This is a genomic window from Streptomyces sp. DSM 42067 (assembly GCF_055792885.1).
In genome coordinates, this window is the sequence record NZ_CM147706.1 from 611,966 (window position 1) to 624,123 (window position 12,158).

Genomic DNA, 12,158 nt, shown 5'->3' on the forward strand with positions numbered 1-12,158 from the left:
CTTTCTGGACGTACGAGGTGGCGGTCCCGGGGACGCGACCGGGCTGCCGGTCAGGGGCTGGGCCGGCGGCCGGTCAGAGGCTGATCCAGCCCGCCGCCAGCGCGATGACGCCCATCACCGCCCCGGCCACGGAGACGGCGAGGATGATCAGTTCGCCCGGCGAGAACAGCCGTCTGCCCTGCTCGCGGCGGGCCATCACGAACAGCACCGTTGCGGGTGCGTAGATGATGAACGACACCAGGAGGTACTTCGGACCTGCGGCGTAGAGCAGGAAGAGCGTGTAGAGCGTGGCGAGCACGGCCACGACGATGTTGGCGGCCGAGCCCACGCCCCGTCCGTCGCCGGACCGTCGCACCCCGACGACCTTGACGGCGAAGGCCGCCGCGAGCAGGAACGGGATCAGGGTCAGGGCGCTGGTCAGATCGAGGGCGAAGTTGAAGGCGTCCGCGGAGAACAGGGTGACGAAGAGGAAGATCTGGACGAGGACGGTCGTCATCAGCAGCGCCGGCACGGGCACGTCGGCGTCGGTGGCGCGCCGCAGGAACCGGGGCATGTCGTTGTCCAGCGCGGCCACGTACAGCACCTCGGCCGCCATCAGGGTCCAGGCGAGGTAGGCGCCGAGCACGGAGACGATCAGCCCCACGCTGACGAAGGCCTTGCCCCAGGTGCCGACCGCGCTCTCCAGCACGCCGGCCATGGAGGGCTGGCGCAGATCGGCGATCTCGCTCATCGGCAGCATGCCGTACGACACGATCGTGACCGACGCGAAGATGGCGAACACGCTCAGGAATCCCAGCACCGTGGCGCGCCCGACGTCCTCGCGCCGTTTGGCGTGGCGGGAGTAGACGCTGGCGCCCTCCACGCCGAGGAACACGAAGACCGTGGCCAGCATGGTGCCTTTGACCTGTTCGAACAGTGAGCCCGCGTAGTCGGCGCCGCGGAAGTTGTCGGCGAAGACCTGGGGGTCGAGATAGAACAGCGCGATGATGACGAAGACCACGATCGGGACGACCTTGGCCACGGTGACGATCCGGTTGATGGCCGCTGCTTCCTTGACGCCCCGTTTGATCAGGAAGAAGAACGACCACAGGCACAGCGAGGAGAGCACCACCGCGAGGACGGTGTCGCCCTCGCCGAGAGCGGGCGCGACGGCACCGATCGTCGACATGATGAGCACCCAGTACGTCACGTTGCCGACGCAGGCGCTGGCCCAGTAGCCGAACGCCGAGAAGAAGCCCAGGTATTCGCCGAAGCCCGCCTTGGCGTAGGCGTAGACCCCGGAGTCGAGGTCGGGTCTGCGGATCGCCAGCATCTGGAAGACGAAGGCGAGCATCAGCATGCCGGTGCCGGCGATCGCCCACGCGATCAGCGCACCGGCCACCCCGGTCTCCTCGGCGAACCGGGCCGGCAGCGAGAAGACGCCCGCCCCGACCATCGAGCCGACGACCATCATGGCGAGTGTCAGCAGCGACAGTTTGGCGGGATGCGAGGGAGCCTCGGTGTCGGTGTCCGATTCGGTGTGGGTCATGTCCGTCCTACTGGTGCGGCCGGATTCCCGGGTCGATTCTCGGTGTGTTGACGGGTCTGTCGGCACCTCCCCGCCCCAGAGATATTAGCCAGCAACATGGTGAAATGTCGCGATAGTCCGTTTGCATGCGCGGCGGACACACCCGGGACGCGGCGTGTCCGGGCGGCTGCCGCGCCGAGAACCCGCACACAGGCGGCCGCGACACCGACCACGCGTCCCTCGCGGGCACTGGCGGCCATTCGGGTGCCGCGGCCCGGGGTCGTATCGTCCTTGCATGGAGCCAGTACGCGCGGTCCTGATCGACATCGACGGTGTGCTCACCGTCTCGTGGAAGGCGCTTCCAGGCGCGGTCGAAGCGCTGCGGCACATACGGGCATCCGGGCCTGCCGTCAGCCTGATCACCAACACGACGTCCCGTACCCGCGCCTCGATCGCGGACGCCCTCGCCGCGGAGGGCTTCCCCGTCGACGCCGAGGACATCCTCACCGCACCCGCGGTCACCGCGGCCTATCTCACCGAGCACTTCCCCGGCGCGCGGTGCTCCCTGCTCAACAGCGGTGACATCCGCGAGGACCTCGCGGGCGTGTCGCTCATCGACGATGACGACATGGACACCGTCCCTGATGTCGTCATCGTGGGCGGCGCCGGACCCGAGTTCGACCATGCCTCGCTCAACCGGGTGTTCGGGCATCTCCAGCAGGGAGCACGGCTCGTGGCCATGCACCGCAATCTGTACTGGCGTACCGACCAGGGGCTCCAGTTGGACACGGGCGCGTATCTAATCGGCCTGGAGCGGGCCGCGCGTACGGAGGCCGAGATCACCGGCAAACCCGCACCCGCGTTCTTCGAGACGGCGCTGGGGCGCCTCGGCGCGCGCCCCGGCGAAGCGCTGATGGCCGGCGATGACATCGAGTCCGACGTGCTCGCAGCGCAGCGCACCGGCATCACCGGCGTCCTCGTCAAAACGGGCAAGTACCTGCCCGAGACCCATCGGGCCGCGAGCGGCACACCCGACCACGTCCTGGACTCCTTCGCGGACCTGCCCGCCCTGCTCGACCGGCTCTCCTCGGCGGGTTCGCGATGATCACGCTGGTCACCGGCGCGAACCGGGGCCTCGGCCGTGGCCGCCCCCTCGGGTCAGGCGGGCAGGCGGCGGATCTTGACGGTGTTGTCCTTCCTGGTCCTCGGCCGTCCCTCGGGGTCATTCTGGATGCGTTCGTGCTCCTCGCTGAGCAGAACCTCCCACTGCCCGTCCTGCAGGCCGAGATCGTCGATGACCTCGTCCGGCGTCGGAAAGTGCAGGTCGGGATGGTGCTTGTGCTCCCAGGCGGGGAAACCGCCGTGCCCTTCGATGAGCAGGACTCCGCCGGGCGCGACGGACGCGGCTGCGTTCCGCAGGATCTTCTCCCGCGGCATCTCGACGGGAGAGTGCAGGAACTGCGTGGAGACGAGGTCGAAGGCACCGTCCGGGAAGGACGCGGCCAGGTCGTGCTGCTGCCAGTCGATACGGTCGGCGACGCCTTCCGCTGCGGCGTGCGCGGCGGCGCGTTCGAGGGCGAGGCGGGAGATGTCGACGGCGGTGACCTGCCAGCCCTGCCCGGCCAGCCAGATCGCGTCGGCGCCCTCACCGCATCCCAGATCGAGGGCCCTGCCCGGCTGGAGGCCGGCCGCTTCCCGGACCAGGACGGGGTTGGGCTTCCCGCTCCACATGCGATCGCTCTCGGCGTACCGGCCGTCCCAGTACTCCTCGGCCGAAAAGCTGTCGTCGGTCATCCGCGTGTCGTCCTTCGTGTCGTGCGTGGCGTGCGTGTCGCACGTCGCGCCCTGCGTGGCGTATGCGCCGACCTGGCGTAGCGGGTCTGCGCTGCCTCGACCATGCGCCACCGTCGCAACTGGCACAAGAAATGTTGCCGGTCCGGCAAACGGGTCCGCCGCGGGCGGCCTCTCCGGCGGACTCACCGCCGCAGAGGCCGCCGGGTTCGACACGCGTACGCCTCACGGGCCCCGGTCCGGCGTCGGGGAGGTGAGGTGAGGTGAGGTGAGCGGGTCAGCTGCCGGGGCGCTCGGCCGCGGCCAGAGCCGCTCGCAGCGTCGCGGCATCGGCGCTCGCCCCCGGGTCGTCTGCCGAGATTCCGAGGCCCTGCGGATTCTTCGCGTACGGAACGACGTAAGCGGGCGTGTCGCGCTGGAAGCGCCAACTGTCGGCCAGCGTCCCCGCGTCGACGGCGTCGTAGCCGAGGAGGTCGAGCAGCTCCACCGCGGACGCCCTTGCCTCGGGGGCATCGCCCGCGATCGGCAGGGCCGAGCGGTCGGGAGCGCCGGATGGCCGGGCGAGCGAGGCCAGATGCCTGAAGAAAATGTTGTTGAAGGCCTTGACCACCTTGGCGTCCGGCAGATGTCGCTGGAGCAGCTCGCTGGTGGTGGTCTCCTCCGCGTCGAGTTCGGGGATGCGCCCGTCGCGCTCCGGATAGTAGTTGTTCGTGTCCAGCACGATCTTGCCGGTCGTCGGTTCCACCGGGACCTGGCGGTAGTTCTTCAGCGGGATGCTGACCACCACCCAGTCCCCCGCGGCCGCCGCCTCGGCGGGCGTCGCGGCGCGCGCCCGCGGTCCGAGCTCCGCCACCAGGTCCGCCAGAGTCTCTGGTCCACGTGAGTTGCTGAGCACCACGTCAAGGCCGGCATCGACCGCGAGCCTGGCCAGGGTGGAGCCGATGTTTCCGCTGCCGATCAGTCCGAGAGTTGCCATATGGGCGCCAACCGGCGCTGCGGTGGTCGTATTCCGCTGATGCCGTAGCCGGTCGGATGAGGCAGCCGTATGCCGGTCAGACGATGCCGTATGACCGGTCAGAAGACGGAAAGGCCCGTCAGTGTCGTGAACCGGTCCAGGGCCGCGACGCCCGCCACCGAGTTGCCGCGTTCGTCGAGGCCCGGGCTCCACACGCACAGGGTGCAGTGGCCGGGGACGATCGCGACGATGCCGCCGCCCACGCCGCTCTTGCCGGGCAGGCCCACGCGGTAGGCGAAGTCGCCGGCCGCGTCGTAGGTGCCGCAGGTGAGCATGACGGCGTTGACCTGTTTGGCCTGGCTGCGTGTGAGCAGTTCGGAGCCGTCGGCGCGGACGCCGTGGCGGGCCAGGAACCCGGCGGCGAGGGCGAGATCGGCGCAGGAGGCCTCGATCGAGCACTGCCGGAAGTACTGGTCGAGGAGCACCGGGACCGGGTTGGTGATGTTGCCGTAGGACGCCATGAAATGGGCCAGGGCGGCATTGCGGTCGCCGTGCGCGGACTCCGATGCGGCGACGGCCTCGTCGAAGGTCAGATCAGGGTTGCCGCTCTCGGCGCGCAGGAACTCCCGCAGGGTGCCGACGGCGTCGCCGGTCAGTGAGTGGAGGCGGTCGGTGACGACGAGGGCGCCCGCGTTGATGAACGGATTCCGCGGGATCCCGTTCTCGTACTCCAGCTGGACCAGCGAGTTGAAGGGGTTGCCGGAGGGCTCCCGGCCGACGTGTTCCCACAGCTCCTCGCCCTCGCGGGACAGCACCAGGGCGAGGGTGAAGGCCTTGGTGATGGACTGGGCGGAGAAGGGGTGCCGCCAGTCGCCGACGCCGTACACCGTGCCGTCCAGTTCCGCGACGGCCATGCCGAAGCGGCGCGGATCCACCGAGGCGAGTGCCGGTATGTAGTCGGCCGGACGGCCGCGGCCGGGCGTTCCCGCGATGTCGGCCGCGATCTGTTCCAGGACCGGCCGGAAGGCCGAGGAGGAGGTCGTTGAGGAGGACAAGGACGGCGACACGGTCACTCCGGCTTCGTACGGCGGTGCGGCACGGCGGATGCGCCCCGCGGGACGAGGCCCACGGGGCGCACGCACTGCGCGCATGTTCGAATCACAGGCTCATTCTGCCGCCACCCAGTGGCAGTGGCATGCGAGCCGACTCGGCTGCCGGACCGGTTCAGCCCGGCAGGGGCATGTCGGCGCGCGCACCGGTGCCCGCGACCCGCTCCGGGCTCAGCAGCGCGGCGAGGCGCTCGGCGGGCAACAGGCCCTTCTCGAGGACGAGTTCGGCAACCCCGCGCCCGGTGGTGAGGGCTTCCTTCGCGATGGCCGTGGCCGCGGTGTAACCGATGTGCGGGTTGAGCGCGGTGACCAGGCCGATGGAGTTCTCGACGGTGGCGCGCAGCACCTCGGTGTTGGCGGTGATGCCCTCGACGCAGCGCTCGGCGAGCGTGAGGCAGGCGGCGCGGAGGTGGGTGATGCTCTCGGACAGGGAGTGCAGGATGATCGGCTCGAAGGCGTTGAGCTGGAGCTGCCCGGCCTCGGCGGCCATGGTGATGGCGACGTCGTTGCCGATCACCTCGAAGGCGACCTGGTTGACGACCTCGGGAATGACCGGGTTGACCTTGCCGGGCATGATGCTCGAACCGGCCTGCACCGGCGGCAGGTTGATCTCGCCCAGGCCCGCACGCGGACCGGACGAGAGCAGCCGCAGGTCGTTGCAGCTCTTAGAGAGCTTGACGGCGACCCGCTTGAGCACACCCGACATCTGGACGAACGCGCCGCAGTCCTGCGTCGCCTCGACCAGGTTCGCGGCGGTCACCAGCGGAAGACCGGTGATCGCGGCGAGATGGCGGCGCGCCGACTCGGCGTATCCGGCGGGGGCGTTGAGCCCGGTGCCGATCGCGGTGGCGCCGAGATTGATCTCGTGGACCAGCTCGACGGCCTCGGCGAGGCGGCTGCGGTCCTCGTCCAGCATCACCGCGTACGCGGAGAACTCCTGCCCGAGCGTCATGGGCACCGCGTCCTGCAACTGCGTACGGCCCATCTTCAGCACATCGCGGAACTCGACGGCCTTGCGGGCGAACGCATCCTGCAGCACGGACATGGCCTTCAGCAGGCCGCGCACCGCGAAGACCGTGGCGATCTTGACGGCGGTCGGGTAGACGTCGTTCGTCGACTGGCCGAGGTTGACGTCCTCATTGGGGTGCAGGTACTCGTACTCGCCCTTGGCATGGCCGAGGAGTTCCAGCGCCCGGTTGGCGACGACCTCGTTGGCGTTCATGTTCGTCGAGGTGCCGGCGCCGCCCTGGATGACGTCGACGACGAACTGGTCGTGCAGCTTTCCGTCCCGGATCTCCCGGCAGGCCTCGACGATGGCGGCCGCCTTGTCCGGAGCCAGCAGGCCGAGCTCCTCGTTGGCGCGGGCGGCGGCCTCCTTGACGGCGGCGAGCGCGTCTATCAGATGCGGGTAGGCGGAGATCGGCGTGCCCGTGATGGGGAAGTTCTCCTTGGCGCGCAGGGTGTGGATGCCCCAGTACGCCTCGGCGGGGACGTCGCGGTCCCCGAGCAGATCGTGTTCGCTGCGGTGGGATGCGGCGGTCATCTCGGTGAGGGTCTTCCTGTAGGAGTTACGGGAGTCGGGTGATCGGGCACTGGGTGAAGCCGACGTACGCGCGCGCCGCGACGGTTCAGGCGTACGCGGCGCCCGGCGTCGTGGCCGCAAGGGCGTCGTCGGTGAGAGCGGGCGCCGGCCGGACGCCACCGACCACCGCGCCGCCGCCGAGCAGCGGCCCTGTGGCGAACTCCGCGAGTGCCGCCGGGTCGACGCCGCAGCGGGCGAGGGCGGCCGCGGCCACCGGTATGCGCGCCCGGTCCGCGCCGTCGGCGATCTTCACGGCGACGGCGCGGCCGTCCGGCAGCGCCGCGACCTGCACGCCCTCGAAGCCGTCCTTGGTGAGCAGCCCCGGCACCGCCCGCATCAGCGCGGCCACGTCGCGCCCGGAGCCCGAGGCCATCTCGGCGTGCTCGCGCATCGCGTCGGCCACCCGCGCCTCGGGGGTGCCCGGCGGGGCGGTGACGATACGGGCCGCGGCGCGCGCGAGCCCCTGCAGGGAGACGGCGAACAGAGGCGCGCCGCAGCCGTCGACGGTCACCTGGGCGATGCGCTGCCCCGTGAGGTCCTCGACGATCTCCGCGATCGCCTGCTGGAGCGGGTGGGCCGGGTCGAGGTAGTCGTCGAGCGACCAGCCGTTGAGCTTCGCCGTGTAGAGCATCGCCGCGTGCTTGCCCGAGCAGTTCTGGGCGAGCCGGGACGGCAGCCGCCCCTCGCGCACCCAGGCCTCCCGCACCACCGGGTCGAACGGCAGGTCCAGCACGTTGCGCAGGTCGTCCTCGCCGAGGCCGGCCAACTCCAGGATCCGCCGGGTCCCGGCGAGATGGCGCTCCTCGCCGGAGTGGCTGGCCGCGGTCAGCGAGAGCAGCTCGCCGTCGAGCGGCAGTCCGGCCCGCAGCATCGCCACGGCCTGCACGGGCTTGAGGGCCGAGCGGGGGTAGAAGGCGGCCTCGGTGTCACCGAGTTGGAACTCCACGGCTCCGTCGCCGCCCAGGACGACGACCGAGCCGTAGTGGACGCCTTCGACGACCCCACCCCGGATGAGGTGGGCGACAGGGGCGTGGAGGGGGTCCCGGATCACGGGAGCCTCGGCCACCGGACTTCCGTACAACACTGCGTGGTTCACACATTCACCTTGGAGGACTTGCTACGGGCGACCCGTCCGCGTATGCCGTACCAGCCGGCCACCAGGGCCGCCACGATCAGCGGCAGGCACAGCACGGTCGTACGGCCGGCGCCGCCGTCGGCGTACATCAGGACAAGCACGGACGCGAGGAAGGCCAGCGTGACGATCTCGGTCCACGGCGAGCCGGGCAGCCGGTAACCCGGCCGGGACAGCTCGCCGTTCTGCGTCTTCCGCCAGAACATCAGGTGGCAGATCATGATCATGCCCCAGGTGGCGAGGATGCCGATCGCCGCGAAGTTCAGCACGATCTCGAAGGCGTCGGCGGGCACCACGAAGTTGAGTCCGACGCCGAGGACGCAGATGCCGCTGGTGAGCAGGATGCCGCCGTACGGGACGTGGCTGCGGCTCATGACGCCGGTGAACTTCGGTGCGGAGCCGGACATCGCCATGGAGCGCAGGATGCGGCCGGTGGAGTACAGACCGGAGTTGAGCGACGACATGGCCGCGGTGAGCACGACGAGGTTCATCACGCCGCCCGCCGCCGGGATCCCGATGTTGGACAGCACGGTGACGAACGGGCTCTCGCCGGCGGTGTACGACGACCAGGGCAGCAGCATCGACAGCAGCACCACGGAGCCGACGTAGAAGAGACCGACGCGCCACATGATGGAGTTGATCGCCTTCGGCATGATCTTCTCGGGGTTCTCGGTCTCGCCCGCCGCGACGCCGACCAGCTCGACGGAGGCGTACGCGAAGACGACGCCCTGGACGATGAGCAGCATCGGCAGCAGGCCGTTGGGGAAGACGCCGCCGTTGTCGGTGATCAGGGACGGGCCGGGGGTGGTGCCGTCGACGGGGTGCTGGGTGACCAGCAGGAAGATGCCGATACACATGAAGATCACGAGCGCGCCGACCTTGACGATGGCGAACCAGAACTCCAGTTCGCCGAAGATCTTCACCGAGATGAGGTTCACGGTCAGCACGACGGCGAGCGCGATGAGGGCGATCACCCACTGCGGGATGTCCGAGAACATGCCCCAGTAGTGCGTGTAGGTGGCCACCGCGGTGATGTCGGCGATGCCGGTGGTCGCCCAGTTGAGGAAGTACATCCAGCCGGCCGTGTACGCCCCCTTCTCGCCGAGGAACTCCCGGGCGTACGACACGAAGGCGCCGGACGACGGCCGGTACAGGACGAGTTCGCCCAGCGCCCGCACGACGAGGAAGGCGAAGACGCCGCAGACGGCGTAGGCGACGAAGAGGGAGGGGCCCGCGTCGGCGAGGCGGCCGCCCGCGCCGAGGAAGAGCCCGGTGCCGATGGCGCCGCCGATGGCGATCATGTTGACGTGCCGGGACTTCAACGACTTGCTGTAGCCCGCGTCTCCGGCGTCGACATGCTCGGTTCGGGCGTTGACATGCCCGGTTCCGGCGTCGTCGTGGCCGGCCGATGGCCCGGTCCGTATGGCGTCTTCCTGAAGGGACTGCTCGCTCACGCCTCGGGTCCGCCTTCCGCGGGTGTGGCCGTGCGCGGGGGGCGCACGATGTCGGTGAGGGTCGTCTCGACCCGGTCGAGGTGGTGGGACATGGCCTCCACCGCGTCGTGCTCGGAACCGTCGATCAGCGCCTCGACGATCGCGCGGTGCTCGCGGTTGGACTGCTCGCGCCGTCCGCCGAGTTCGTTGAGGAACGTCGACTGCCGGGCCAGAGCGTCCCGGATCTCCTCGATCACCTTGCGGAAGACGGGGTTCTGCGCCGCCTGGGCGACGGCGAGATGGAAGAGCGTGTCCATCGCCACCCATGCGGTGGTGTCGGTCTCGCGCTCCATCCGCTCCAGCAGGTGGGCGAGGTGATCGAGGTCCTCGGGCGTACGGCGCGCCGCCGCATAGCCCGCCACCGGGACCTCGACGTGGCGGCGGACCTCGAGGAGGTCGCTCGCCGCGTAGTCACCGAAGGTGGGGTCATCGACCGGACCGTTGGAGATGACGAAGGTGCCCTTGCCGGTGCGGGAGGCGGTCAGGCCCATGGTCTGCAGGGCGCGCAGCGCCTCGCGGAGCACGGGCCGGCTGACCTCCAGCCGGCGGCAGAGCTCGGCTTCCGAGGGGAGCTTGTCCCCCACGGCGTAGTCACCGCGCTCGATGGCGCTGCGCAGGTGGTTCAGGACCGCTTCCATCGCGCTGACGCGACGAGGCACCGAGCCACCTGTCTGGCTGTCTGACAAGTTCACGGGACCGATACTCCTGGTGGCCGGACGAAGCTGTCAAGGGTTCGTATGCATTGCCGTTCATTTCCATTCATTTCCGTGGGGCGGTGGGCCCGGTTTCCTGGAACTCGCTACCCGGCCACTCCCGGACCCGGCCGGGGGCGCACTCGCGGATCACCCCTGGGAACCGGGAAAATGGGCCCACAACCGAACGCACAACCGACGCGGAGGAGCGGGCTCATGCAGCACGAGCGGGCGGGGCAGCCGGCCCAGCCAGAGGACCTCATCGATGTCGCCCGGCTGGTGACCGCGTACTACGCGCTGCACCCCGACCCGGCCGAGCCGGGTCAACGCGTGGCCTTCGGCACGTCCGGCCACCGCGGATCGTCGCTCTCCACGGCCTTCAACGAGGACCACATCGCGGCGACGAGCCAGGCCATCTGCGAGTACCGGGCCCGTCAGGGCACCGACGGGCCGCTGTTCCTCGGCGCCGACACCCATGCGCTTTCCGAACCGGCCAAGGTGACGGCCATCGAGGTGTTCGCCGCGAACGGCGTGACGGTGCTCATCGACGCCCACAACGGCTACACCCCCACCCCTGCGGTGTCGCACGCCATCCTCACCCACAACCGCGCCAGCAGAGCGGGCCTCGCGGACGGCGTCGTGGTCACCCCCTCGCACAACCCGCCCGCCGACGGCGGCTTCAAGTACAACCCGCCGAACGGCGGCCCGGCCGGCTCCGAGGCCACCTCCTGGATCCAGGACCGCGCCAACGAGATCATCGCCGGCGGCCTGAAGGAGGTCCGGCGGCTTCCCTACACCCAGGCCCTGGCGGCGCCCACCACCGAGCGGTACGACTTCCTCGGCGCCTATGTCGAGGACCTGCCGAGCGTGCTGGACCTCGATGCGGTGCGCGCGGCGGGCGTGCGTATCGGCGCCGACCCGCTGGGCGGAGCGTCGGTCGCGTACTGGGGCCGGATCGCGGAGCAGCACCGGCTGGATCTGACGGTGGTCAACCCGCTGACGGACCCCGCCTGGCGGTTCATGACGCTGGACTGGGACGGCAAGATCCGTATGGACTGTTCGTCGCCGTACGCGATGGCCTCGCTCATCGAGCAGCGCGACCGCTACCAGATCTCCACCGGCAACGACGCCGACGCCGACCGGCACGGCATCGTCACGCCGGACGGCGGTCTGATGAACCCCAACCACTATCTCGCCGCGGCCATCGCCTACCTCTACACCCACCGCGACCAGTGGCCCGCCGACGCGGGAATCGGCAAGACGCTGGTGTCGTCGAGCATGATCGACCGGGTCGCATCGGACCTCGGACGTGATCTGGTCGAGGTTCCCGTCGGCTTCAAGTGGTTCGTGGACGGGCTGGTCGGAGGCTCGCTCGGCTTCGGCGGCGAGGAGTCGGCCGGGGCGTCGTTCCTGCGTCGCGACGGCTCGGTGTGGACCACCGACAAGGACGGCATCATCCTGGCCCTGCTCGCCTCGGAGATCCTGGCCGTCACCGAGGAGACCCCCTCGGAGCACTACGCCATTCTGACCGAGCGCTTCGGCGAGCCCGCGTACGCCCGTATCGACGCGCCCGCGTCCCGCGAGGAGAAGGCCGTCCTCGCGAAGCTGTCGCCGGAGCAGGTCACCGCGGACGCGCTCGCCGGGGAGCCGGTCACCGCCGTGCTCACCGAGGCGCCCGGCAACGGGGCGTCCATCGGCGGCATCAAGGTGACCACCCCCAACGCCTGGTTCGCGGCCCGCCCGTCGGGCACCGAGGACGTCTACAAGATCTATGCCGAGTCGTTCCTGGGATCCGAGCACCTCGCGCAGGTGCAGGAGGAGGCGAAGGGCGTGGTGTCGGCGGCGCTGGGCGGCTGACGCGAAAGGGGGCCGGGTCCTGCAATCCCGGCCCCCACCT

Annotated in this window: 10 protein-coding genes; 2 read left to right on the plus strand and 8 right to left on the minus strand. The window is 70.1% G+C overall.

The annotated features are described in order from the left end of the window. Positions 1-73: 73 nt before the first annotated feature. A complete protein-coding gene (locus tag ACSMXV_RS03175) occupies positions 74-1,528 on the minus strand; it encodes a basic amino acid/polyamine antiporter (RefSeq protein ID WP_473176169.1) in 1,455 nt (484 codons plus the stop codon). Positions 1,529-1,802: 274 nt separating this feature from the next. Between ACSMXV_RS03175 and ACSMXV_RS03180 the strand changes: the two genes are divergently transcribed. Further along, positions 1,803-2,612 (plus strand): HAD-IIA family hydrolase, encoded by an 810-nt coding sequence (locus ACSMXV_RS03180; protein ID WP_473176170.1) that lies wholly within the window; start codon positions 1,803-1,805, stop codon positions 2,610-2,612. A 53-nt stretch (positions 2,613-2,665) separates the two neighbouring features. Here the strand turns inward: ACSMXV_RS03180 and ACSMXV_RS03185 are convergent, their stop codons facing one another. The 7 genes from ACSMXV_RS03185 to ACSMXV_RS03215 all read right to left on the minus strand — a co-directional run bounded on the left by ACSMXV_RS03185 (position 2,666) and on the right by ACSMXV_RS03215 (position 10,207). Beyond that, on the minus strand, positions 2,666-3,301 hold the full coding sequence (locus ACSMXV_RS03185) for a class I SAM-dependent methyltransferase (protein ID WP_473176171.1): 636 nt from the start codon (positions 3,299-3,301) through the stop codon (positions 2,666-2,668). A 274-nt stretch (positions 3,302-3,575) separates the two neighbouring features. Beyond that, positions 3,576-4,472: an NADPH-dependent F420 reductase gene (locus ACSMXV_RS03190; protein ID WP_473176172.1), complete on the minus strand. Its 897-nt coding sequence runs from the start codon at positions 4,470-4,472 to the stop codon at positions 3,576-3,578. Continuing rightward, positions 4,373-5,266 carry a glutaminase gene (locus ACSMXV_RS03195; RefSeq protein ID WP_473179219.1) on the minus strand — a complete coding sequence of 298 codons (894 nt, stop codon included), beginning with the start codon at positions 5,264-5,266 and terminating at the stop codon, positions 4,373-4,375. The genes ACSMXV_RS03190 and ACSMXV_RS03195 overlap by 100 nt, the downstream gene beginning before the upstream one ends. A gap of 211 nt (positions 5,267-5,477) precedes the next feature. Continuing rightward, on the minus strand, positions 5,478-6,905 hold the full coding sequence (gene aspA, locus ACSMXV_RS03200) for an aspartate ammonia-lyase (protein ID WP_473176173.1): 1,428 nt from the start codon (positions 6,903-6,905) through the stop codon (positions 5,478-5,480). An 85-nt stretch (positions 6,906-6,990) separates the two neighbouring features. After that, complete coding sequence (locus ACSMXV_RS03205; RefSeq protein WP_473179220.1) at positions 6,991-8,025, minus strand: asparaginase; 1,035 nt, start codon at positions 8,023-8,025, stop codon at positions 6,991-6,993. 11 nt (positions 8,026-8,036) lie between these two features. Then, the gene (locus tag ACSMXV_RS03210; RefSeq protein WP_473176174.1) at positions 8,037-9,530 is read right to left on the minus strand and encodes an amino acid permease; all 1,494 of its coding nucleotides are present in this window, start codon (positions 9,528-9,530) and stop codon (positions 8,037-8,039) included. Further along, complete coding sequence (locus tag ACSMXV_RS03215) at positions 9,527-10,207, minus strand: FadR/GntR family transcriptional regulator (protein ID WP_473176175.1); 681 nt, start codon at positions 10,205-10,207, stop codon at positions 9,527-9,529. The genes ACSMXV_RS03210 and ACSMXV_RS03215 overlap by 4 nt, the downstream gene beginning before the upstream one ends. Positions 10,208-10,477: 270 nt before the next feature. Between ACSMXV_RS03215 and pgm the strand changes: the two genes are divergently transcribed. Then, positions 10,478-12,118 carry a phosphoglucomutase (alpha-D-glucose-1,6-bisphosphate-dependent) gene (gene pgm / locus ACSMXV_RS03220; protein ID WP_473176176.1) on the plus strand — a complete coding sequence of 547 codons (1,641 nt, stop codon included), beginning with the start codon at positions 10,478-10,480 and terminating at the stop codon, positions 12,116-12,118. The last annotated feature ends 40 nt before the right edge of the window (positions 12,119-12,158 follow it).

Excerpts from the sequence above, each read along its gene's own strand:
- ACSMXV_RS03175 (WP_473176169.1), bottom strand. The coding sequence starts at position 1,528 with ATGACCCACACCGAATCGGACACCGACACCGAGGCTCCCTCGCATCCC.
- ACSMXV_RS03180 (WP_473176170.1), top strand. The coding sequence starts at position 1,803 with ATGGAGCCAGTACGCGCGGTCCTGATCGACATCGACGGTGTGCTCACC.
- ACSMXV_RS03185 (WP_473176171.1), bottom strand. The coding sequence starts at position 3,301 with ATGACCGACGACAGCTTTTCGGCCGAGGAGTACTGGGACGGCCGGTAC.
- aspA (WP_473176173.1), bottom strand. The coding sequence starts at position 6,905 with ATGACCGCCGCATCCCACCGCAGCGAACACGATCTGCTCGGGGACCGC.
- ACSMXV_RS03215 (WP_473176175.1), bottom strand. The coding sequence starts at position 10,207 with ATGGAAGCGGTCCTGAACCACCTGCGCAGCGCCATCGAGCGCGGTGAC.
- pgm (WP_473176176.1), top strand. The coding sequence starts at position 10,478 with ATGCAGCACGAGCGGGCGGGGCAGCCGGCCCAGCCAGAGGACCTCATC.